General features: G+C 43.6%; 14 protein-coding genes. 13 read left to right on the top strand and 1 reads right to left on the bottom strand.

The features are described from left to right. Nucleotides 1–11: 11 nt before the first annotated feature. Nucleotides 12–2,777, bottom strand: a complete 2,766-nt coding sequence (locus BC351_RS06670) for a glycosyl hydrolase family 95 catalytic domain-containing protein (protein WP_079409954.1) — start codon at nt 2,775–2,777, stop codon at nt 12–14. Nucleotides 2,778–3,050: 273 nt separating this feature from the next. Here BC351_RS06670 and BC351_RS06665 point away from each other — a divergent pair, with 273 nt between their 5' ends. From BC351_RS06665 to BC351_RS06605, 13 genes are all read left to right on the top strand, one after another. Continuing rightward, nucleotides 3,051–3,944, top strand: a complete 894-nt coding sequence (locus tag BC351_RS06665; protein ID WP_079409953.1) for a carbohydrate ABC transporter permease — start codon at nt 3,051–3,053, stop codon at nt 3,942–3,944. Nucleotides 3,945–3,956: 12 nt separating this feature from the next. Further along, nucleotides 3,957–4,799, top strand: coding sequence for a carbohydrate ABC transporter permease (locus BC351_RS06660; protein WP_244208904.1), 843 nt, complete (start codon nt 3,957–3,959; stop codon nt 4,797–4,799). Between the two features lie 55 nt (nt 4,800–4,854). Continuing rightward, entirely contained in the window at nt 4,855–7,164 is a 2,310-nt protein-coding gene (locus tag BC351_RS06655; RefSeq protein ID WP_079409952.1) for an FAD-dependent oxidoreductase, read from the top strand. Nucleotides 7,165–7,291: 127 nt separating this feature from the next. Continuing rightward, nucleotides 7,292–9,079 carry a sensor histidine kinase gene (locus BC351_RS06650; RefSeq protein WP_158081996.1) on the top strand — a complete coding sequence of 596 codons (1,788 nt, stop codon included), beginning with the start codon at nt 7,292–7,294 and terminating at the stop codon, nt 9,077–9,079. Continuing rightward, complete coding sequence (locus BC351_RS06645; protein ID WP_079409950.1) at nt 9,076–10,665, top strand: response regulator transcription factor; 1,590 nt, start codon at nt 9,076–9,078, stop codon at nt 10,663–10,665. Before BC351_RS06650 ends, BC351_RS06645 begins: the two co-directional genes overlap by 4 nt. Nucleotides 10,666–10,764: 99 nt before the next feature. Then, on the top strand, nt 10,765–12,120 hold the full coding sequence (locus BC351_RS06640) for an ABC transporter substrate-binding protein (protein ID WP_079409949.1): 1,356 nt from the start codon (nt 10,765–10,767) through the stop codon (nt 12,118–12,120). Between the two features lie 155 nt (nt 12,121–12,275). Continuing rightward, nucleotides 12,276–15,044, top strand: coding sequence for a glycosyl hydrolase family 95 catalytic domain-containing protein (locus BC351_RS06635; RefSeq protein ID WP_079409948.1), 2,769 nt, complete (start codon nt 12,276–12,278; stop codon nt 15,042–15,044). Nucleotides 15,045–15,088: 44 nt separating this feature from the next. Beyond that, on the top strand, nt 15,089–18,220 hold the full coding sequence (locus BC351_RS06630) for a golvesin C-terminal-like domain-containing protein (RefSeq protein WP_079409947.1): 3,132 nt from the start codon (nt 15,089–15,091) through the stop codon (nt 18,218–18,220). A 305-nt stretch (nt 18,221–18,525) separates the two neighbouring features. Then, nucleotides 18,526–19,491: an ABC transporter permease gene (locus BC351_RS06625; protein ID WP_244208903.1), complete on the top strand. Its 966-nt coding sequence runs from the start codon at nt 18,526–18,528 to the stop codon at nt 19,489–19,491. Between the two features lie 15 nt (nt 19,492–19,506). Further along, the gene (locus BC351_RS06620) at nt 19,507–20,382 is read left to right on the top strand and encodes a carbohydrate ABC transporter permease (RefSeq protein ID WP_079409946.1); all 876 of its coding nucleotides are present in this window, start codon (nt 19,507–19,509) and stop codon (nt 20,380–20,382) included. A 73-nt stretch (nt 20,383–20,455) separates the two neighbouring features. Then, nucleotides 20,456–22,021 carry an ABC transporter substrate-binding protein gene (locus BC351_RS06615; RefSeq protein ID WP_079409945.1) on the top strand — a complete coding sequence of 522 codons (1,566 nt, stop codon included), beginning with the start codon at nt 20,456–20,458 and terminating at the stop codon, nt 22,019–22,021. Nucleotides 22,022–22,100: 79 nt separating this feature from the next. After that, nucleotides 22,101–24,476 carry a helix-turn-helix domain-containing protein gene (locus BC351_RS06610; protein ID WP_079409944.1) on the top strand — a complete coding sequence of 792 codons (2,376 nt, stop codon included), beginning with the start codon at nt 22,101–22,103 and terminating at the stop codon, nt 24,474–24,476. A 278-nt stretch (nt 24,477–24,754) separates the two neighbouring features. Next, on the top strand, nt 24,755–25,012 hold a 258-nt coding region (locus tag BC351_RS06605; protein WP_144028302.1), incomplete at its 3' end, for an RICIN domain-containing protein.

The following is a 25,012-nucleotide window of genomic DNA, read 5'->3' as shown; positions in this document are numbered from 1 at the left end:
CTCCTTTATCTTTATGGAATATAGGTATAAACACCGCTGCTATCCAGAGTAAATGGGATAACCGACGTTCCATACCTTATAGTTCCTGTTTCGTTTGGAGAACCCTTAATTACAGCTTTCGTGAGGCTCCGGCTACTCCAGTCCATATCAACAGTGAAATTTCCTCTGGCTTTGAGTCCTTTCACACTGCCATTGGGCCAATTTGACGGCATTGCCGGTAAAAGATGTATTTGCTTCGCGTAAGTGCTTTGAAGGAGCATTTCAGCAATGCCCGAGGTAAAACCGAAATTACCGTCAATCTGGAAGGGGGGATGAGTGTCAAATAAATTTTTATATATTAGATTTTTAAGCTGCATGTTTAGAAGCGTATAGGCACGTTGTCCATCCAGAAGGTTAGCCCAAGCGTTTATCTTCCACGCCATACTCCAGCCAGTGCTTAAATCCCCGCGTCTATTGAGAGATACTTTAGCTGCATCTGCCAATGCCGGAATTGTAAGCGGTGAAATCGTATTGCCAGGGAATAGGCCGTACAACTGGGAAATATGCCTGTGGGTTGGAGTTGACTCTATAAAATCACCCTGATACCACTCTTTAATTTGCCCTAAGCTGCCAATTTGCGGCTGCGGTATTTTAGCAACAGCGGTTTGAAGCTGAGATCTAAACGTGTCATCCACACCAAGGATCGTACTTGCCGTTATCGTATTATTGAAAAGTTCTTCAATGATCCGGTGGTCCACCTCCGTACCTGCAGACATCTGATAGGAAGCACCGTTATATTTAAATGAATTCTCAGGAGATGTTGAAGGCGTTGAGATTAAAAAGTTGCCCGATGGCGTAAGGAAATTAAGATAAAATTGTGCTGCTTCCTTCAAAATCGGATATCCTTTGGTTGCTAGGTAGTTGGTATCCCTAGTGAAGCTGTAGTATTCCCATACATCCTGGGCAAGCCATCCGGAACCACCCATGAAAAGCCCGCTATCAGCCGGCCTGTAAGGCATTGTGAAGCCCCAAACGTCTGTCTTCTTTGCTGCAAACCAGCCTGTCGAGATATTAAAATAATTTTTGGCCGTTTCCCTGCCACTGGGTCTCAAACTGTCAATGAGATCGATCATTGGCATATGGGTTTCGGTCAGATTGGTAACCTGTGCAGGCCAGTAATTCATGTTAAAGTTGATATTGAAACAATACATGCTACCCCATTTCGGCGTATTGCTGTTGTTCCATATTCCCTGAAGGTTGGCAGGCTGGCCGCCTTGTCTGGAACTGCTGATCAAAAGGTAACGTCCATATTGGAATAACAAACTCTCCAGCCCTGGATCAGCGGAACAGTTCTTATAATTGGTCAAACGTGTGTCGGTAGGGACGGCGTCCATATTGGCCCCTTTGAAATCAAGGCTGACCCTGTCGAAAAGATTTGTATAATCCGAGGTATGTGTTGACTTGAGCTGTTCATATGTCTTGTTTCCGGCGTTATATACGGCATTTGTTACATCCGCTGCATAATCCGTATTTCCGGCATAGTTGAGCCAATTATTGGTGTATGTGGTATAAGTGGACATGAGTATTGTAACGCTGTCCGCATTGGTCACACTCGCAACATTGGAGGCTATGGACTGGGAACCGCCACTCGGCAGTACCTTGATCCTGGTCTGGAAGCTAAGCGCGCCAGTATTGTTTTTCCCATTGACAATCAACGTATTGTTTTCGCTTGAAGATTGTACGATATTATATTGGGCACTAGCCATGGACACCTGGGTTGTAATTGACTGCGGGGCACTGCTGGTGAGCCTTATGACCATCACATTGTCGGGATAGCTGGAAAAATACTCCCTGGTAAAAGTTTTACCGTCCTTTTCATACGAAACCTTGGCCATTCCAGTATTAAGGTTTAATTCACGGACATAATTGCTTGTACCTGATTCATGTCCTGCGAATGTTAGATTGATATCGCCAAGGTTCTGGTATTCTCCAAAATCCTCAGGCCCATAATCCGTAGGCACATTACTAAGCCAGTTATTAAAATGAGTTTTTGCAGAAGCAAAATCATTGTTGTTCAGGGCCGTTTTTATCTGTGAAAATTCGGTGTAGTTGGCTGGTGTAGTCTGTACCTTTCTCCCGCTAAAGATGGTTGCTTCATTAATCTGAACTCTGTCAGCGCCGGTGCCGCCAAAAACCATTCCTCCAAGCTTGCCGTTACCGATCGGGAGTGCTTCGGTTTCCCAGTTAGCAGCAGGTGCGGTGTACCATAGGCGCTGTGATTGGCGTTGGTTCACCAGCCTTATAGCGTCCAAGCCAAGCGTATACCCTAAACTGCTGGAATTCTTGCCGGTTACCGTAAATCTAAATGTTTTATTTCCACCAGAGGCAAAGTTGACTGTACCATGGTTAACTTCCGTATATAGTGGAGTACTTGCATAAAGATCCACTGTACCGCCCTGGTTGACGCCATCGACGGATAATTGGTAAATACCTCTTGAGTCTACCTTTTTGTTTTTTATAAATACGGTGTATGGACCTGGAGCAGGGACATTCACCGTGTATTCGACGTAAGCGCCGACGGTAGATGTTGAAAGCATACGCCAAGCGCCGGCACTGCTGTTCAAATCCGGATAATTTGCCAGCGTACCGCCTGATGCCGTACTGGCAACGCTTTCAAATTCATAGACATTTTCTGCTGACGTCTCGGAAGCGCTTGCATAACTTCCGCCAAAAAAAGAAACAAGCAACAGGAAGATAAACAAAGCCAGGCAGTTCAGTTTCCTTCTGGTGCGATTCATAAAAATTCCTCCTTCCAATTTTTTACTGCATTTTTATGCTAGCATGGTATCCTTCAAAGCGTAATGGCGTTTTCTAAGCAATTGTAGTGAGATTCTATGTTCTTAATTCTAGTAAAAGATTGGAACCTCTCAAGCTGATTCCTGTTCAACAGGAGTCAGCTTGTTTCGTTGAGAAGATCGAAGGAAAACACATATTCGGCTTAGTTTATCCCATTCATACAGGGCAAAGGCTCAATTATACTTAGCGTATAAAGGGAGAGGGGAGTAGAACCTATGAAATTGAAAGAGAAGACGAGAGAAAATGTGGCCGGGTATTTATTTATCTTCCCCAATCTGCTTGGTTTCGGTTTCTTTATTTTGTTTCCTTTGCTGTTTAGTATGATTCTGGTTTTCACGGATTGGAACTATTTGCAAGGACTAAAGGGGCTGGTGTTTGTTGGATTGGATAACATCGAGAGGCTAATTCACGATAAGAACGTGTTCCTCTCTTTGAAGCATAACGTCGTATTTTCCGTCATCACGGTTTCAGTGGCAATAGCGATCGGACTCGCATTAGCTGCCATTTTGAACAATTATGTTTATTTGAAAACATGGATCCGGACGCTTATTTTTCTTCCGTATATGAGCAGTTTGGTGGCTATCTCCGTTGTATGGCGGGTGTTGTTCAATAGCTCGGAAGGACCGATTAATGCGTTGTTGAGAGTGGCCGGCATTTCAGATCCGCCTGGCTGGCTCGCGAGTCCGGATTACGCATTAATGGCCATTATGATCATGACCATCTGGACTTACGTCGGATATGCGATGATTTTGTATATGGCCGGCCTTCAAGGGATTTCCAGGGAACTGTATGAAGCGGCCTCGATCGACGGCGCATCACCGTTCAATCAATTTACGGCTATTACCATACAGATGCTAAAGCCAACTACATTCTTGATAGCGATTACCTTAATTAATTCCTCGCTTCAAGTTTTCGCAGCCGTGCAGGTCATGACGAATGGCGGGCCGCTTCAATCAACGATGGTGATGTCGCTTTACATTTACTCGCAAGCATTCGAGTTGAACCAAATGAGTTATTCCGCGACGGTTTCCTGGCTATTGTTTCTGGTTATTTTCCTGGTCACGCTCGTACAGTGGAGAACTCAAAAAAAATGGCAGGACCAGTACTAGGAGGCTATGCACATGCTCAGTCTGTCTCAAAAAAATACGCTTCTTAGAAGTGTTCTTACGGTATTGTTGTTATCGATCGGAATTCTCATGGTCCTCCCGTTTCTCTGGATGGCGTCGGCGTCGTTTAAGAACCAAGCTGATATTTTCGAGTTTCCGATTCGGTGGATTCCGAAAGCATTCGATTGGTCGAACTACCACGAAGTTTGGTTCGGTAAAGTTCCTTATTATGTGTTCTATGTAAATTCCATAAAAATTACATTTTTACAGGTGCTAGGCTCGCTAGTGACCAGTTCATTAGCCGGATTTGCTTTCGCAAGGCTGAGGTTCAAGTTCAGAGATACGATTTTCCTGATATATTTGGCTACGATGATCGTTCCGCCGCAAGTGCTATTTGTCCCCAGATTTATACTTTTCGACTATTTGCATCTTGTGAATACGCATGAGGCGATCATCCTTCCTGGCATGTTTACCGTTCTGGGGACCTTCCTGATGCGGCAGTTCTTCAGCACATTGCCTATAGAGTTGTTCGAGGCCAGCAAAATCGATGGCGCCGGTTATTGGAGAATGTATTGGCAAATTTCGCTTCCGCTCGTTAAGCCGGCCTTGGTCACGCTATTGATCTTGACTTTCACCTGGCACTGGAATGAGTACGAAAATCCGCTTATTTTGTTAAGAGACCGGGACCTGTTTACGATACCGTTAGGTTTGCTTAGCTATACAGATGGTGAAAACAGCACGAACTATCCGCTCATTATGGCGGCATCGGTTCTTGCTCTCGCGCCTCTCGTCATCATCGTATGCCTATGCCAACGATGGTTTGTCGAAGGCATCGCGAATACGGGGTTAAAAGGCTAGCCTTATTTATACATATTCAGCCAACTCAAATTGAAATAACAAGGAGACATGCGCAATGAAGATCAAAAAGGAAAGCTATCAAGTTGTTGTATGCGGGGGCGGATTGGCCGGTTTTTGCGCTGCCGTAGCGGCGGCCCGTCAAGGAGCCAAAACGGTGCTCATTCATGACCGCCCGGTCTTCGGTGGCAATGCGTCTTCCGAAATTCGGGTAACCCCGCACGGAGCTGCTGCGTTCCATGCTTATGGCAGGGAGACCGGTATCATCTCTGAATTGCTAATTGAAGAGAGAGCTCGCAATCACGAGCATATCGGTGAAAATGGCCGGACTAACAGCATTTCGGATATGGTGATGTACGATATGGCGGTTAGAACGGATCATCTGACTTTCTATTTAAACACCTCCGTTCTGCACGTGGAGAAGTCAGATGATAGAACGATTAAGTCCATCAAGGCAAACGTCGCTAACGCGGAAACAGAGCTCCACATCGAAGGCGACATCTTCATTGACTGCACGGGAGATGCTATCGTTGCCGACAAGGCAGGATGCGAATGGCGCTGGGGCAGCGAAGGCTTCGATGAGTTCCGGGAGCCGCATGCGCCGGCTGAGGAAAGCAGCGATACGATGGGCAATTCGATTCACTTCCGTGCCGTTGATATGGGACGTCCCGTTCCGTTCGAAGCGCCGGAGTGGGCGGTTAAGCATGAAAATCCGGACTATTTCTACAAACAAGGACGACATTTTTACGATTTGGAATCCGGCTTCTGGTGGATTGAAATCGGCGTCCCTTGGAATACGATTTATGACAATGAAACGATCCGCCATGAGCTTACCCGCCACACGTTAGGGATTTGGGATTGGATGAAGAATAAAGATCCTGAAATTAAACAAAAGGCTGCCAATTATGCTCTGGATTGGATCGGTCAAGTACCGGGCAAACGGGAAAGCCGCAGAGTCATCGGCCAGTATTTCATGACCGAGCATGATCCGGCCAATAATGTGATATTCCCTGATGAAGTCGCATTTGGCGGTTGGTTTATTGATCTTCATACGCCGGGAGGATTGCTTGCTCCTACTGCAGAACCCGCAAGCGCAGAAGGGTACCCGGAAACATCGGAGTATGCCCGCAAAAGCTACTGCGGTCCTTATGGGATTCCGTTTCGGATGCTGGTAGCGAAAGATGTCGATAACCTGATGATGGCCGGACGCAACGTCAGCGTAACGCATGCGGCGCTTGGTACGGTTCGCGTAATGGCTACAACCGCTTTGATGGGACAAGCAGTTGGCGTAGGAGCGGCAATTGCGCTTGAGAAACGAATCGCCGTCCACGATATTTATAAGGAAGCGATTCATGATGTGCAGCAAACGTTGCTGCGGGACGGCTGCTTCTTGCCCAATATCCAAAATGAAGATAAATCCGACTTGGCCCGATTGGCCCAGGTATCGGCAAGCAGCTCAGCGCTTGTTTATGGAGCGGGACCGGAAACGGAAGACAAGACTTATGGACTGCGCAACGAGAAAGAGAAGACAAGACGCGCGAATCTTGCTGAACCGCTGACTCACCGAAGAGGCCAATGGATTGCCATCGGTTCGGGAAATATGGACTCACTTTCCGTCTGTTTGTCCAATTCGACGAAAGAGGAGCAAACGGTAAAGGCCATCTTGCTTGAAGTTAACCATATTTGGGACTATCGAACCGAGCCGGGTCAGCCGCTCGCCGAAGCAGAACTGATTGTGCCGGCGAACTCGCAAGGCGTATGGGTGGATTGGCCGCTGCAATTGGCCCACAATCGGAAGGATGGTTATGTCCGATTGGATTTGGATACAAACCCTAACGTAGAATGGCATTCAGCCGGCACAGTGATTCCTGGACATACGGCTGCTTTCGATATGGGCGAAGGAAGAATGCGCCGTTATATGCAAGATGGCGGAACGTTGAGCTTTAAAGTTTCTCCTCCGCAGGAGTCATATCGTCCCGAGCAAGTCATCAGTGGGGTTACCCGCCCTCACCAATCGACCAATATATGGCGCTCGGATCCGAATCAACCGCTCGCTCAATGGCTTGCGTTGAAGTGGGAAAGCCCGCAAACGATATCGGAAGTGCATCTGACTTTCCCTGGGCATCTGCTGAGAGAAATCCATAATTATGCACCGCTATACCGAGATCCGCAGTGTCCTAAACAGTATGACGTGCAGGCATGGATCAACGATGTATGGGTGACGGTAGCCAGGAAAGAAGGAAACTATCATCGTTTGCAGAAACATATCCTTGATCAGCCTGTTACAACAAGCCAGATTCGTATTGTCGTGGAAGCTACGAATGGCGATGCTTCTGCTGCGATCTACGAAGTGCGTTGTTATGCCTAGTATGTTTAGCCTTAGCCGGAGAGACGTCTCTCCGGGCTTTTTTTCTTTCATATCCACCAACCAAAGGCTTGCCCACAAATGATATACTTGATGAGAATGGATGTCATACATCAGGAGAGGATGGCTATTGATCAACCATTGGAACCCCTATAACTCGATCAGGGGCAAACTCATTTTTTATTTCATTCTCGTTATCGTCGTCCCGACGCTCGTTATTTTCTTGATGTATTCCTACAATTCTCAGCGTGTGCTCGAAGAAAAGATATATAGCGCGAACCAGGAACTGGTCGATCAATCGGCAAATACGATGAACGAAATGGCGGCAAGAATGGTCAAAGCCGCACTATTCGCCGAATCGGACTTTAATCAGTTTTATCGCCCCGATTTCTCGGATTTGAACATCAATTATAATGTGTTTATCCCTATGAAACAATTGCAAAACAGGCTTACAACTACACGTGATTTGCTGCTGAACAGCGAGGCTTTCCTCCAGGTTGTGGATGGTCGGCGGTTTGCCGTCTCGACGCTTTTTAACTATGATAACAATGCAATCATAGAAGATGAATGGTATACGCAAGCCCAACAAGCCAAAGGTTTTCCTTACTGGTCAATATCTTATAAAATGAACCCGGATCACGGGTATACACAAGTAGGTATAGAGACACCTTATGTCCTTATGTCGCGTATTCTTCGCAAGGATGACGGGAACATGAACGGAGAGGGGGTTGTTGCGATTGGCGTTCCGAGCCAAACATTTTTTGGAAAAAGTGCAAGGCTGGATAGCGGCATTCCAAGATTTTTGATCCAAACAAGCGACAACGTGGTTAGGGATACAGAGTGGAATCTCTACAACCTTATTTTCGAAGAAGAGCAATCAGGACAACCGCGGACGAATGCCTTTTCAAAGAGAGCCGTGATTAATGGGAACAGATATCTCATCAATACAGCGGAAGTCTCGCAAGCCGGATTCACTCTTCTGGAGCTTATGTCCTACGATCATTTTACGAATCAACTGGATCAATCGAGGAATCACTCGTTAATCGGCATCCTGCTTGTTTTTCTCATGGGGACGATTCTGTTTCTGGGGCTCATGATCCGTCTGACCAAGCCGATTTATTCACTGCTTCACTCTATGCGGAAAGTTGGAAGAGGAAATTTTCAAACTGCGGTAACTGTAAAAGGAAGAGACGAAATTTCGGCTTTAGGCCATGAGTTTAATCTAATGGTTGCGAAACTGGATCAGTTGATCCTGGATTTGGAAGAGGAGCAGAAAAATAAAGAAGAGGCACGATTTCAAGCGTTGCAAGCGCAAATCAATCCGCATTTTCTATATAATACGCTGAATTCAATCAAATTAATGGCTCTGCTTTCGGGTACGAATCAGAATGTGAGCGACATGATTACGGCGCTTGGCAAACTTCTCGAATTTTCTATGAAACAAACGCAGCAATATGTGACCCTTAGGCAGGAGCTTGAATATTTGGAGTTATATATGACGCTGCAGAAGATCCGTTTTCATGACAATATCCTCCTCAATATCCATGTGCCCGAGGCGCTCATGGATAATCGAGTTTTAAAATTCAGCTTGCAGCCTTTCGTCGAGAATAGCATTATTCATGGCGGAAGGCTGCCGTTAACCGTATGGATTGAAGCTGAACTCATGGAAGATCGATCCGGGATGGTCATTACCGTCGAGGACAACGGGAAAGGCGTTCCGGAGAGTAAGCTTGCCATCATTCAGGAGCGAACGATCCATGGCAATAATGCAAAATTCAGCGGTATCGGCGTTTCGAATGTAGACAATCGGATTAAACTGCATTTCGGAAAACTGTACGGTATTTCATTAGGGTTATCCCATTACGGCGGCTTAAAGGCTACAATTAGGCTGCCTATTCAAAAGGAGCAATTTGAATGACGCGTGTACTCATTGTAGATGATGAAATTCTCGTGCGATTATCGCTCAAAACGTTGATCTCCTGGAAGGAAAATGGCTTTGAAATCGCAGGAGAAGCAGAAAATGGTTTAGAAGCGCTCACTATTCTGGAAAACTGTCCTTGCGATATTGTACTAACAGATATTCGTATGCCGGAATTGGATGGAATTGAGCTGATGAACATCATTCGGGAAAGATGGCCGGACACGAGAATCATCGTCTTGTCCAGTTATAACGATTTTGAATATGTGCAACGGGCGCTTCAAATCGGGGCGAATGATTACATTTTGAAGCTCTCCTGGGTACCCAGCGAACTCTTGCAAAAGTGTTTACATATTCGTAAGGAGCTCGAGATTGAACACGCAAATCGAGTTATACATTCCCAAGCAACCTATAGAATGGAGCAACTGGAGCTGGATTTGAAAGAAAAGCTGCTTAGAAATTTACTTGTCAAGCAGGGGACGAATATGGAAACGGATAGGTTGATTTGCGAAATCCGCTCTATTTCCATAGAACAAACCTATTGGGTTGCTTGTGCTTCCATCGATAATTACCAACAAATCGTGGATGAAAACAGATTTAAAAGCGAACATTTGCTAAGCTTCACTATCATCAATATTTTGAAAGAAATCGTTAAAAAATACGGAGAAGGCGATTTAATCGAAATCAGAAATGACCGTTTCGCGATATTAATGGAGCGGTTTTCGGAAGAAATGTTAGTCGAAATGCATTCCGCAGCATTGGCATTTGCCAAAGTTTCGCTAAGTTTTGGGATTGTCAAAGATGCCGTAAACCTGAATGAGCTTCATACGGCATTCATCCGAGCGGAACATGCGCTTCAAAGCAGATTCTATCATCGGGATGCTCATTATTTTTATGATACGGATTGGACTGTTTCAGAAGCAGCTGCAAAAATCGAGAGCCTGCAGGAAGATTATTGGAATACGCTGATCGATCAAAAACCCGAACAGATGGCGGAAGCCATTCATTCATGGTACGAAAAACAGAAACAGTTCCAAGTCCCCCCTGCGCTCATAAGGGAAAAGTGGCTGCATCTGTTGTTATTGTTCGAAAAGAAGCTGGAGCAGCTAGGCAAGGATCTCTATGTTTTACCTTCCTACAATGAAAGGTATCCGTATGATATCATTCGCAATGCGGAGACGCTGCAAGAAATATCGGAATGGTTTGGCGGGTGGGCTATTCAAACCCTCGAATTTATACGACTGGACTTGAAGCCACGGTATCGTCAGGAAATTATCGAAGTTATGAATATTATTCAACAGGAATATGCGACCGCTTTAAAAGTTTCCGAAATTGCCAGACGTGTCGGCTTTGCCGAAACGTACTTGAGTGTGTTATTCAAAAAGGAAACGGGAGAGAAAATCGTCGACTATTTGATGAAAGTCAGGATGAAAAAAGCTCGTGAGCTGCTGCTTAATCCTTCGTATAAAATTTACGAAATTTCCGAGATGATCGGCTACAGCGATGCGACTCATTTCAGCAAATATTTCAAGAAGATCGAAGGGGTATTTCCGCTTGAATTTCGAAAATCAACCTTAAAATACTAAGAAAAACACTAAACTATCAAAGAAAATATCATTAAGTTGCCCAAGTATTGCTGATATGATTGTTTATGTAAGCAAAACGATTACGAGGGGGCAATAAAAATGAAGAAATTTATAGTTTTGAGTGCGGCTTGTTTGCTTTCCGTTTCCATCCTGGTAAGCGCTTGCGGAAAGAATGATAACGCATCGAACAGTCAGACAACAAAGCCTTCTGAGAGTCCTTCCGCCACTCAGCAAGCAGGACAACCTGTGAAGCTCAAATGGTGGGGAGGCACTCCTGAGGAAAGTGGTCCGAAAGCTGTTGTAGACAAATGGAATGCAGCCAATAAAGACATCCAAGTGGAATATGTACGTTTTGTCAATGACGATCCAGGCAACACAAAGCTGGATACCGCGCTCCTGTCAAGCAATGACGCGCCTGACCTCTTCATCAACTATAACGATGCTATCATGGATCGAAGAATTAACGCCGGCATGGTCGAGCCGTTGGATGACTTGATCAAGAAAGTCGGATTTGACGTAGGCGGGGTCATCGGTTCCGGGAACTTGGCGAAAAATAAAGGTAAACAATATTATTTGCCTGGCGCCAAATCTTTGAATCTCATGTTGTTCAATAAATCGTCTCTGGATGCGATTAACGAACCCGTTCCGGTAGATTGGACGTGGGATGATTATGCCGCTTTAGCCAAAAAATTAACGAAGCCGGGACAATTCGGCGCTTTCCTTGCTCCGACTTGGGAACCACTCGCGTTTCAAACTTTGACGACGGCCAAACCGATCGACGCCTATTATGCAGCGGACGGCACATCCAATTTCAAGGATAATGCCTTCAAGAAAGGACTTGAAATCCAGAAGCAACTGCTGGATGCCAAGGCATTACGGCCTTATGCAGAGGGAGTAGCGAATAAAATTTTGCCGGAAGAAGAGCTGCTCAAAGAAAAAGTGGCTATGGCATTTGCAGGTACGTACCTGATCCGCTATATCAAGGACGAGAAAGCGTTCCCGAATCGCAAGTTCCAGGTCGCGTTTGCACCTGTACCGCAAATGGAGAAAGGCAAAAATGTAAACAGCGGCGGACTCAGCGATAAGCTTTCGATCAATTCGCATAGCGCAAACAAGGAAGCTGCTATGAAGTTTCTTGCCTGGTATTTGACGGAAGGCAACATGGAAATGGTTGCTGGCGGACGTATCCCGTCTAATCTGAAGACGGATATCAACAAGGTCGCTGAGCTGTTGATTGGCGATAAAGCTCAGTACTTCGATAAAGCATCGTTCTTGAATGTCATAAAAGCGAACTATACGCTCGCTGTAAACCCAACTACGGCAGGCTCGGCAGCAATCAGAAAAGCATTGTTCGAAGAAGCCGAAAAATATTTCTTGGGTGCGCAAGCATTGGATAAAACGATTGAAGTAATGAAACAGCGGGCGGACGAAGCGATCAAGACTGCTTCTAAATAGGTTATATTGAACAGCATTATTCAAGTATAGGTTGCAGTACATCATTGTCCCGGCTCTCGTCATTATTAGAAAGCCGGGATATAGTTTTACCCACGATGTGTAAGCGCTTTAATTGTTCTGGGAAATGATGAGAAAATTTCCGAGGAGGATCAAATATGATCAAAAGAATAAAGATATTGCTGGTCGCAGCATTGGGTGTATCCTTGCTTGCAAGCGGTGTTATGCAACAGGGGGCTTATGCGATTTCCGGGTCCACAACCCTTCCAAAACAAAAATCCGGAAATTGGGAACAGCTCAAGTATTCATGGACAACAGAAGCAAACGGAAATGATTTTAGCGGTACGGTCATCGGCAACGGCCGCATAGGAGCGAGAGTCGCCGGCGGTATCGCCACGGATACGTTGCAGCTTAACGACAAAACCTTCTGGTCCGGCGAACCTGGCGACGTTCATAATGCCAGCCGTATTACAGCGCTGGCGGAAACACGCCGTCTGCTGGCGGAAGCGGATACGGCGACGAGCGTCACGTACAGGGAAACCAAGCTGAAAGCGGCAGAAGAAACGGCAAAGGGGATGTGGGGACGAGGAAGTTACGCGTCCAGATACCTGCCGATTGGCAAGCTGATGCTTGATGTGCCGGGTACGACGGGATTTACGAATTATTCCCGCGAACTCGATTTGGATCGGGCCACGATCACTACGAAATATAGGGTAGGCACAACGACGTATACCCGGGAAGTATTCGCGAGTTATCCGGACAACGTGATTGTGATGCGGATTTCCAATAACGAGAACAAACCGATGAGCATGACGGCCAGGTTTACGAATCCGGCGGAAATGACGGGCCACGCTGCCGTACAGTCTTCCGGCAATGAAATGACCATGACGGGAACGGCGAACTATAATTTGGGGAAAGCAAATTCCTTGTGGGCTGCAGGCAGAGGTATGACCTTCGATTCCCGTTTGCGAGTGAAAACGACGGGCGGAACCGTCACGCCGACGAACGGAAATTTGGCAATCTCCGGGGCAAGTGAAATTATACTGACCTATGCCAATGCCACCAGCTACAAGGATCCATTCACGCTCCCGAATCCGAGCCAAGGCGGGAATAACCCTGCGCCGATTGTTACCGCAATCATGAATAACGCTATCGTTAAATCGTACGACCAACTTCACAATAACCATTTGAATGACTATCAGAAACTGTTCCGGAGGCTTTGGGTAGAAGTAAACGGAAACACAGGAACCGCGTTAGATTATATCAAAACCTATCAATACTCCCGCTATGAAATGATTTCAGTTTCCCGCGAGAATACGACCGACCGGCCCCGTAATCAGCAAGGTATGTGGAATCACGAATGGATTCCTGAAACGGACTCATCGCATTTTCTGAATGAAAATGTGCAAAAGCACTATGCCAATATTGAAACCTCTAACCTAACTGAAATGGGTGACCCGCTATGGAAATGGATAAAAAATTTGGCGATCAGCGGCGCACAAACGGCGCAGCAGGATTTCGGCTTTGATGGCTGGATGGCGCCGCATTACACCGACATATGGGCCGCGACACCGCTTGCTGATACGAATAACGAGTGGGCGATTTGGCCTATGGGCGGCATATGGTTGATGAATACGGTATACGAGCATTATCTTTTTACCAAAGACAAAACGTTCCTTCAGAACACCGCTTATCCGCTGATGAAGGGAGCGGCGGAATTTGCGCTTGATTTGCTCGTTACCAATAAGGACGGTTATCTCGTCACTTCGCCGTCGACTTCGCCGGAGAACAAATATAAGCTGTCAGATAACACCCTAATTGCGGTGAATCAAGGCAGCACGATGGATATGGCGCTCATTCGCCAACTCTTCCATGATGTGCTTGAGGCGGCAAGCGTCTTGCAAGCAAATAGCGCAGATGACCTGGATTTAATCAATCGGATCACTGCGGCAACCCCTCGTCTTCTTCCATTCGCCATTGGAAGTCAGGGAGAGTTGAAAGAATGGAATAATGACTATCCTGGCAAGGATCCTTTACATCGTCACGCTTCGCACCTGGTTGGCCTAAATTTGCGCGATGTGCTTACGAAACGGGGAACTCCAAATTTCTTTGAGGCAGCCAGGAAATCTATGGAATTGCGCGGGTCTGGAGCTTTCATCGATAAATCGTATATGTGGGCTCGTCTCGGCGAACCCGACAAAGCGTTGCAAGCCCATAAGTTATTTCAGATAGATCCTAACAGAAATAAATATCAGACGATTAGCGCTTATGTTCCCGAGTTGTTCCTTCAGAGCCATGCAGGCGAATTTGAGCTGCTCCCCTCATTGCCGACCGGCTGGTCAAGCGGTAAAATCGTAGGCGTCAAGGCAAGAGGCGGGTATGAACTGAGCATCGAATGGGCGAACGGGCAACTGGTATCCGCACAGATCGATTCTCCTTTCGGAACGAAGCCGATCGTGCGTTATCAGAATCAGTTGCTGAATGTGGACACGGATGCGAGAATCGTTTTCGTGAACAGCTCAGAAGTCATTGTAGATAACACAGCGGCCGAACTGGCCGGTTCATGGACGTCATCCACGACCCTATCGAATTATTACGGGTCTGACTATTTGTATGCATCAACGAAAACTGGAATCAGCAAAATAAAATGGACGCCAAACTTGCCCTATTCCGGTACTTATAAGGTGTACTACAAGTTGCCGAATGGCAATATCAGTCGGGCTACTAATGCTCCGTTCAACGTTCACGATACGACAGGTGATCACATTTATTATGTTAATGAACAGGTTGCACCGAGTCCAGGATGGGTCTCCTTGGGGAATTTCACATTCACCTCGGGAACGAATGGCTATGTAGAGTTGACGAATAATGCTAATAATAACAGCGTCAATGCAGACGCAGTTAAGTTCGAGTTTGTAAGTCCGTAACCTTTCTCGTTATAGTCAAAAAAACACGGAAAGAAGGGGAAATAATGAGTAATATCAAGGGAATATGTAAATTAAGCAGCTTGTTCGTGTTTATTATTTTGTTTGCGCTTACAAACTGGGTTTTTATCAATCCGGAAGCAAAGGCAGCAGGTACGAATTATTATGTGGCTACTAATGGAAATGATAGCTGGAATGGCACTTCTCCCACTTTCGTATCGGGTACGACAGGACCTTTTAAAACCATACAAAAAGCAGCAAGTCTGATGCAACCGGGTGATACTTGTATAATCCGGGGAGGCACCTATCCGGAGGAAGTCATTCCCGTTAATTCAGGAACGTCGGAAAATAGGATAACATTCAAGCCATACCCAGGAGAAAGCGTAACTATTTCAGGTACTGATATGGTTGACTCGACATCATGGATACAACATTCGGGTTCCATTTACAAGAAGCAGATTACGATGAATTTAGGAGACAGGAACCAAGTATTCATAGGTGGAAATATGGCTCAGCATGCAAGGTGGCCGAATACAAGTTCAGATCTTTGGAGCCCGACTTGGGCTACAATTGATGAAGTAGGTTCAACTTATGTAAAGGATGCGGATTTAATCCCGATTGATGGGTATTATACAGGTGCAACAATTACTTATATGCCTTCTAATAATTTTCTTTCAAATTCTATGATTATTACAAGCTATACAGGTGGGAAACTTGATGCAAGTAGTAGTTACGGTTATACAAAGAAAGGCCAGCCTTATTATCTTACGAATAAGCTGGAATTGCTGGATACTCAAAATGAATGGTTTTATGATAACAGCACGACAACACTTTATATGTGGTTTCCTGGAGGGAATCCTTTAAGCAATACCGTATCCGTTAAACAACGTATTTGGGGTTTTAACTTAACAAATAAATCATATATTACGGTACAGGGTTTGAATTTTTTCGGCACAGCAGCGACAACAGAAGGCGGAACCGGTAATGTTTTTGACGGTATAAATGCAACCTATGTAGATCATTATGATTCCAATACAAACGGTTGGGCTTCACATAGGGATGATTCTGGCTTTGTCCTCGGCGGAAGTTACAATGAAATAAAGAATAGCACCATTGCATGGAGTCACTCTAATGGTGTAACGATGTTTGGCAACCATAACAGGCTAGTTAATAATCTTATTCGTGACTGTAATTATGGGATCAATGACACTGCGCCAATCAGGGTATTTGGCGACAGCCATCTCGTAAGCTACAATACAGCATATAACAGTTCAAGGGGTATCATCCTTTTAAAGAACGGGATTTCGAATAGTATCATCGAGCACAATCATCTATATAATGCCGGATTGCTAGCCACAGACCTTGGAATTATCTATGCGGTAGCAACAGATGGTCAGAATACCGAAATTCGATACAATATTTTACATGATAACTCTTCTTATACCAAGCCTAATGGCATTTATCTGGATAACGGTTCTTCCAATTTTATCGTACATCATAATTTAGTCTACGGAATCGATAGTCCAACGGGAATAGGGACTAATCTCAATGGTCCTACCAATTTTAATCTTCTATACAATAATACATTCCCCAAAGGCAGCGAAATTGGTGGGGGCTCTTCAACTATCTTTGTAAATGACATGTACGGTACATGGTCAGTAAATAATATTTTAGATGCCAGGTCGTCGTACGCCGAGACATCGCATACCAATTATACAGGGAGCACCCCAGGCTTTGTAGGAGCTAATGATTTTCACCTTGCGGCGAATTCAACGAATATTGATGCCGGCGTAGTTATTGATGGGATTACAAATGGATATGTTGGCAGTAAGCCGGATATAGGAGCTTTTGAATATGGCGCCCCTATCTGGAAGGCCGGTCATGATTTTACAAACCCTCCAAACCCAACATTTTCAAAGACTTACCCCTTGCACAGAAATCGTACGTATAATTCGGGTTTTGAGGTTACTAATCTTACCCCATGGACAAAAACATATGCAAAGACTGCTGCTTCAGAATATTCATATTCGCATCAAATATCAAATGCCAATGCAAGGACCGGGTTCTACGGATTAAAACTTGGAACCGTACAGGATGGAGTAGAGCAGATCATTAAAGGGTTAACGCCAAACACAACCTATGACCTGAGCGGATGGGCGAAGGTAACTGATTCCTCAGAAGTCAGAATAGGGGTAAAGGACTATGGCGGAAATGACGTGTATAGTTCATCTACCGGTTCTACATGGAAGAGAGTGGATGTAAGATTTACAACAGGTCCTCAAAGTACAACGGCTACGATATATGGATATAAGACGAGTGGCAGTAGTTATGCTTATATAGACGACTTTGGAGTCGTTTATTCGCCAGAGCAGCCTAAAGAGGTCATTGTTGACAATACCCAGGCCGAAGCTACAGGCGCATGGGCGAGTTCAACCCACTATCCTAGCTTTTATGGAGCAGATTATGTAACCTCACCAAGTGGCGGTTCAGGTGCAGATAAGATGAAATGGAAGCCTAAGCTGAGTGTGGCAGGAAACTATAAGGTGTATATTTGGTTGCCAAATGGAAATGAATTTCGGGCTACTAATGCACCATTTAAAGTATCCTATAGCGGAGGCTTGCAGACCTATTATATAGATCAGAGACCTACTGGCGGAAGCTGGGTTTTGCTGGGTACTCATTATTTCGAAGCCGGGCAAACAGGATATGTTGAGTTAACTAATCAAGCAAATGGACAATATGTTGTTGCCGATGCTGTGAAATTTGAAAAAGTGGATTTCGGCTATGAGTCTGAAGATCTCGTGACAGTAGCATCAGGTGCTGCTGAATCGGATATTACGGATGTGAATTGCAGCAATGGAAAATGTAATAACCTGAATGCAACGGCAGTTGGTAATTCTGTCACCTATGCTGTTTATGCGAGCCAGCCTGGAACATATAATGTCAAGGTAAGAGTCAAGAGAGACAGCGGGAGTGGTACTTTCCAGTTGTCAATTGATGGAGTAAATTTGGGCGTGCCTGTAGACGTATACAATCTAGTACCAAGTTATCAGGAGTATGACATGGGGCGGATAACATTTGCTACTGCAGGAAATAAGATTTTTAGATTCACAGTAGCTGGGAAAAATCTAATCAGTACCGGTTATAAGCTTATGCCAGATTATATTAAGCTGAAATAATGACCGAAAAAATATGGCGTTTGCTTCTGAAATGTGGGGGTAAACGCCGTATTTTTTGTTATGAACCCCAAAAATGATCATTGGAAAAATCTTCAATCCTAAATATTATTAGAAAAGGCTTACATAAACTGTCGATCCTCTCGATTATATAGAAATCGCTCGTTTTTACACACCGAAATATAGAAAAACAACATACTTGATGTTTAGGAATGACGGGTACAGAAGCTATGATAAAGTCACGCCAAAAAACAACCTGCTAGTGCAACTGGCCTAGTAGGGTAAATACGGAACGAGGAGTGTTTTACATGGAGAGAGTACCTGCAACTTCAATGATCAGAGGAGGGCCTACGGCGCATAAAATTTCTGCTTTTTGGAAGAAGCTCAGGCAGACTCATCAGTTGCTAGTTTTAGCTTTGCCTGCTTGCATCTTTGTATTTGTTTTCAATTATATTCCCTTGTACGGACTGATAGTCGCCTTTAAAAATTACAATTACAGGGACGGAATCCTTCACAGTCCATGGAATGGTTTTGAAAATTTTAAATTCATCTTTACTTCCAGCGATGCTTGGGTAATGACTCGAAACACGCTGCTCTACAACGTGGCTTTTATTCTTTCAACATTAATCGTTTCCGTTACTCTTGCCCTGCTCTTGAATCAAGTATCGAAAAAGTTTATCAAGTTCCATCAAACGGCGTTATTTTTCCCTTATTTTATCTCGTTCGTTATTGTGAGCTATGTTTGTCTTGCTTTTTTGGATATGAATCATGGGTATCTAAACACGATATTATCCTGGTTCGGTAAGGAGCCTGTTCTTTGGTATAACGAGCCTCACTATTGGCCTTACATTTTAATGTCGGTTAATTTATGGAAAAATGCGGGTTATTACGCCATTATCTATTACACGGCCATTATATCCATCGATTCTGAATATTTTGAAGCGGCAGAAATAGATGGCGCAAACATTTGGCAGCAAGTATGGTCAATTACCCTCCCTCTGCTGAAACCTTTAATGATTCTGCTCGTGCTGCTCCAAGTAAGCCGGATATTCTTTGGGAATTTCGACCTGTTTTATAACGTCACGATGAACTCTACCCTGCTTTATCCAACGACAGATATCATTGATACGTTCGTATTTAGAGCTTTGAGGATCAATGGAGATATTGGGATGGCATCGGCTGCAGGTTTCTACCAATCTTTTGTTGGTCTCATCATTATCTTGCTTACAAACTTCGTCATTCGAAGGGTTAGTAAAGAAAACGCCCTGTTCTAAAGGAGGTTATTTTCAATGAGAATCAAATCGCGCATTAGTCTCTCCGTGATCCACATTGTATTGTTATTAACGTCGATTGCATGCATCATTCCAATTGTACTTGTTCTCACTGCGTCATTGACGAGTGAAAATACGATACTCACGAAAGGATATTCCTTATTTCCTAGCGCTATCACTTTGGAAGCGTATCGATTCGTTTTTAAAAATCCTGTACAAATTATTAATTCCTATATTGTTACGATCTTTGTAACAGTAACGGGTACTTTGCTGAGCATCATGATCACAGCGATGGTTGCTTATGTGATTTGCAGGAAGGATTTCTTTTTAGCGAATAAAATTTCATTTTTTATCTTTTTTACGCTTTTGTTCAGCGGCGGTTTGGTGCCATGGTATATTCTCATATCACGGATTTTGCATTTGAAGGATACGCCGTTCGCATTAATATTGCCCTATGTCGTAACCCCTTTTCTAGTCTTGTTAATGAAAGGATTTATGTCGACGATCCCATTTGCATTAATTGAATCGGCGAAAATGGATGGCGCAAGCGAATATCGCGTATTTTTCTCCATTATTATTCCAGTTAGCAAATCCGGATTAGCAACAATAGCCTTGTTCTCAGTGCTCATCTATTGGAATGATTATTGGTTAAGCTTGTTGTTTATTGATACAGGCAAGTATGTTAGTTTGCAACTTTTGCTTTATCGAATCATGTCTAACATTGATTTTTTAAATAGCGCGCTGTCCGTAGCGAATACTTCAAATATTGTTTTGCCAAGTCAATCGGCTCGTTTTGCGCTGGCGGTCGTTGCTGCAGGTCCCATGTTATTCATTTTTCCTTTTTTTCAACGATTTTTTGTCAAAGGAATTACAGTCGGATCCATTAAAGGCTAGATGCTTAACATTGGTTTGACACCGTAAGGTTTCAAATAAAAGTGAACTTTATTAGTTAGGGGAGGATAAACAAATGAAAAACATGAAAAAAGCGTTTGGGAGCGTATTCTCAATCGTATGTGCAGTATCCTTAATTAGCGGATGCAGCAACGGAAAAACGGAGGGGCCAACCGCTGCGGTTTCGCCAGCTGAGAGTTCGAAAAGCGGGGCAGAGGCGTCTAGTTCTGCTAAGCTGGCTCCTGTGAATCTAACCATCTACAGAGTCGGCACACCGCAACCGGATGAAAAAGCTGTTGTCGATGCCATGAACAAGATTACCAAAGAAAAAATCAATACGACAATCACATTGAACACCATTGATTGGGGTAACTACGACGACAAGATGAAGGTGATTATTTCAGCAGGTGAGGATTGGGATATAACGTATACAGCTTCATGGACAAATAATTTTCATAACAATGTGGCGAAGGGCGCCTACCTTCCATTAGACGATCTTCTAAACAAATACGGTACGCAAATAAAGGAAACAATTCCTGCTAAGTTTTTCGACGGGGCGCGTGTGAATGGCAAGTTATATGGGATTACCAGTTATCAGATTATGGCGACAATGAAAGGATATTCGATTAAAAAAGATTTAGCTGATAAGTATAAGCTGGATAAATCAGCGATTAAATCGTTCCGTGATTTGGAACCATATCTAGAAAAGGTGAAGCAAAATGAGCCTGGCATTGTGCCTACGATGGATGGCGCGCCGATTGAGGTGTATGCTCTTTCGACTATGGGATCTGGTCTCGCTTATGACGCCGTTACGGGAGATGCATCTAACCCGCTTGTCGTTAATGTAAAAAATAATGATTTTAAGGTTAAGAACATGTATGAACTTCCGGAAACGATGGAACTAGTTAAGATGAATCGCGAGTGGTACAATAAAGGATACATACGCAAAGATGCATCTACGATTAAAGATTATAAAGCGGAACAAAAAACAGGCAAATATGGGATGTTCGCTGCCGGTGCGGTGAAGCCTGGCAATGAAGGCGACACAAAAGGGTGGGCAGGATTCGATGTAACCGACGTTCAGCTAAGTCCCTCGTATATTTCAAATACGAGTCTAATTGCAGGTATGGCCGCGATTAACCAGAACTCTAAAAACCCTGAACGTGCTATGATGTATCTAAATCAATTATTTGCCGATAAAGAATTATATCGCTTATTATGTATAGGTATTGAAGGCAAACACTATAAGAAAGTGGATGCAGACACAATTGAATCCTTGCCAAATGGCGGATATAATCCGGGCACGGACTGGATGTTCGCTAATCAGTTTAATATGTTCCTTCGTCCGGGGCAACCAAAAGATGTATGGGACCAAACGTTAAAAGTGAACAAAGAAGCGATTACATCCCCATTAATAGGATTTGTTTTAAATCGTGATCCTATTAAAACCGAAATGGTCCAAATCGATGCCATTACAAAGCAGTACAACAGTGTAGAAAATTCGCTGCTGACTCATGGATCTGCTGATCCAGACAAAATCATGACCGAAATCAACGATAAACTTAAGAAAGCTGGATTGGATAAAGTCATTGCGGAAGCTCAAAAACAACTGGATGAATGGCGCAAGGCAAACAAAAAATAAGTTTTTTAGATAACCGCTCATTGCTTATATAAGGCACTAAGCGGTTTTTTTCAATAGTGACTTCTGGGAGGCCGTGAAGGTGATTAAGAAAAAACTGCCCCGATCTATGTTCATTCGAATGTTTGCTTCATTTACGCTTGTAATCATCTGTATCTTATTTGCGCTTTCCTATGTCTTATACGTTAATTTTCAAAAGATTGGCGTAAACTTCGTTTCCGGCGCTAATTCGAATGCGCTATCGCAAATCAGTTACAGTGCAACGTATTTGAACGATGCTTCAAAAACGTTTGCTATTTCTTTGTTAACGAATAATCGCATACAATCGATTATGTACGGCGCGAACGATGATTACTCGGATATCCAGGAAGCCTTGGAAGACATATCAAAGTTGAAAAACGCCAATCAATTTGTTCATTCCGTCTATGTTTTTAATGGGACGAACAACCATTTTTATTCGACTTGGCTTCAATCCGGCAGCAAAGATACTTTTTTTGATCGTGATATCGTTGCTTATATTGACCAGAAAAAGTATGCAACAAAAGGGAAGTTTTACCCTGTATTAAGAAAAATCCCTGTCTATACTTCGGCCGATGGGAAAGAAATTGACAGCAATCAGAAGATTAGCGTTCTGACTTATAATCTCTATGAATATGAGGATGCAGCAGATCGCCTAAAAGGCGCCATTATCGTTAATGTCAAAGTTGATTACTTAAAGGATTTAATTCAATCTCTTTCCTCCAGCGGAAAAAATAAAGGAAGCACATTTATATTAGATGAGAATTCTCAACTGATTCTTGGCAATATCAAGGAATTATCGGCGGCAGAACAAGAAGCTGTTTTTAAGCCTATACAAGAAAGCGGCAAGAATGCCTTTTTTTCAGCCATGATTCATGGAAACAAACATCTGGTTACTTATGTAACATCCGATGTTTTGCACTGGAAATTCATTCATGTCGTTCCGTATTCGATTATTTTTCAAGATATGGAGCGGCTTGCTTGGATTACGTTAGCTTTTTGTCTAGGGGTGTTGATTCCGGGAATATTGATCGTATTTTATTTATCTAAAAGATTGTATTCACCTATTCGTGGTTTGATGGGTAAAGTCTCTGAGCTGCCTCGTTCTCCGTCTTTGGTCGAAGATAGGGATGATATTGGCTATTTAAACGATGTCATTTCAATGGCCATCCAGCAGAACGAATTATTCCTTGGTGAAAAAAAGACAGCCTTTTTCTCTCGAAAATTAGAATTCATGCGAAGACTAGTCAGTCATTCCTTGGATGATTGCCCTACTGATCTACAATCAAGTCTCGATCATTTTAACATAGGTTTGCTGGCAGATAGGCGTCATTTTGCTGTTATTTTTATGATAGACCGCTGTGAGCAGTTTATGAGAACTTACAGCGCCGCAGATCAACAACTCTTTCGTTATGCGATCGGGAATGCAGCGGAAGAAATAGCATCGCGTTTCACGAATAATTGTGCAGTTGATTTGGGAGTTGAAGTTGTACTCATCCTGGAAGCTTCTGACGAAACCTATGAGAAACAGCTTCGTGACGTTAGTCTTATCATTGCGGAGCTTCAAAACTGGACTCAAAGCAATCTACAACTTTCGATGACAGGCGTAATCGGGTATTCGGTTAAACAACTTCAGGACATATCTATTTCTTATCAAGAAGCCGTTCAGTTTTCCAAGTATCGGTTTATTTTCGGACAAGGATCGATCATCTCAACGGATAAGTTAAAGCACATGAAAACGGATGACTTCCAGCCGCCGCTCCAACTGGAAAAAATATTTGACGAACTTCTTGTTTATGGGAAATATGAGGAAGCGATTCAAGTTTATGAAGAGATCGTCACTTATTTAAGTCATTATTCCTATGATATTGTCATTAGTTACTTGTATTATTTGGCATTTAATATTTATAAACGGATCAAAGAAATTGAAGCGAACGGGCAGACCACTTTTAATATGCAATATAGCACGTTTATTCGTATGATTAGCAGGATGGAGACCATTGGAGAAATTAATGCTGAATTCCATGCGCTTATTCGTCAAATCGCCGAAAGTATAGGTGATTCCAAGGTAAACCGAAATCAGCAAATTGCTAGTAAAGTCATTGGGATTATTGAATCCAATTATATGGACAAATCGTTATGCCAGGATCGTATTGCGTTATTATTGAACTTATCCAAATATCACTTGGGTAAAATATTTCGAAGTGTTCATGGAAAAGCCATTGCTGAGTGGTTGATGGATTATCGATTGAGTATTGCAGCAGAACTTATTACAAAGCCAAATACCAACGTGGCTGAGATTTTGGATTTAATCGGTTGGGAGAATCAAAATTATTTCTACAAAATGTTTAAGACGAAGTATGGGGTGACGACGTCTGAGTACAAATTGCGGAATACGACAAGTGAAAACAAGGTTTATGATAACGGGTATGGATCATAAATCGAAGAAGGCCGCCAATGATAGCGAATTGGCGGTTTTTTCATGCAAGTTATTTAAAAATGGCAGTTCAAAATTTTGGGAAATTGCTTATATATGGAGAATTTGCTGTTGGTTTTATAGAAATCGCTCTTTTTTGATGTGTACTTGAAAAAACATATGGAATATGTTGGGGCAAGGAGGTGAGTGTAAGGGCTTACATTATGAATAACTTAATCTGTATGTATCAGGTTAGTCAGAAACGGGAGAAAACATTATTTTATCGTAGGAGGTAATTATTCTTGGAAGAAATCAGAAAAAGCAAAAATCGGCTGTTTAAAGCCGGTCTTGCAGCAAGTTTGTTGTGTGCGTTGGTTTTCCCATTATTCGAAACGGCGGAAAAAGCGAGCGCAGCCACGGCTGGCATTATCTCTGGGGAGATCTACACCATTACTGCGAAACATAGCGGCTTAGCCATAGGTGTGTCAGGGGCAAATAATACCCAGGAAGGCTCTTCGGTTATTCAAGGATCGGATGCCAGCATGGACGAAGCCAAATGG

It is taken from the genome of Paenibacillus ferrarius, assembly GCF_002027705.1.
Classification (GTDB): Bacteria; Bacillota; Bacilli; order Paenibacillales; family NBRC-103111; genus Paenibacillus_E; species Paenibacillus_E ferrarius.
The sequence above is the reverse complement of the archived record's forward strand: the minus strand, read 5'-3'. Positions and strand labels throughout refer to the sequence as shown.

What these genes read in the sequence shown, in the direction of transcription:
- BC351_RS06645 (WP_079409950.1), top strand. Translation starts at nt 9,076, where the DNA reads ATGACGCGTGTACTCATTGTAGATGATGAAATTCTCGTGCGATTATCG.
- BC351_RS06625 (WP_244208903.1), top strand. Translation starts at nt 18,526, where the DNA reads ATGGAGAGAGTACCTGCAACTTCAATGATCAGAGGAGGGCCTACGGCG.
- BC351_RS06630 (WP_079409947.1), top strand. Translation starts at nt 15,089, where the DNA reads ATGAGTAATATCAAGGGAATATGTAAATTAAGCAGCTTGTTCGTGTTT.
- BC351_RS06655 (WP_079409952.1), top strand. Translation starts at nt 4,855, where the DNA reads ATGAAGATCAAAAAGGAAAGCTATCAAGTTGTTGTATGCGGGGGCGGA.
- BC351_RS06615 (WP_079409945.1), top strand. Translation starts at nt 20,456, where the DNA reads ATGAAAAACATGAAAAAAGCGTTTGGGAGCGTATTCTCAATCGTATGT.
- BC351_RS06635 (WP_079409948.1), top strand. Translation starts at nt 12,276, where the DNA reads ATGATCAAAAGAATAAAGATATTGCTGGTCGCAGCATTGGGTGTATCC.
- BC351_RS06620 (WP_079409946.1), top strand. Translation starts at nt 19,507, where the DNA reads ATGAGAATCAAATCGCGCATTAGTCTCTCCGTGATCCACATTGTATTG.
- BC351_RS06640 (WP_079409949.1), top strand. Translation starts at nt 10,765, where the DNA reads ATGAAGAAATTTATAGTTTTGAGTGCGGCTTGTTTGCTTTCCGTTTCC.
- BC351_RS06670 (WP_079409954.1), bottom strand. Translation starts at nt 2,777, where the DNA reads ATGAATCGCACCAGAAGGAAACTGAACTGCCTGGCTTTGTTTATCTTC.
- BC351_RS06665 (WP_079409953.1), top strand. Translation starts at nt 3,051, where the DNA reads ATGAAATTGAAAGAGAAGACGAGAGAAAATGTGGCCGGGTATTTATTT.
- BC351_RS06660 (WP_244208904.1), top strand. Translation starts at nt 3,957, where the DNA reads ATGCTCAGTCTGTCTCAAAAAAATACGCTTCTTAGAAGTGTTCTTACG.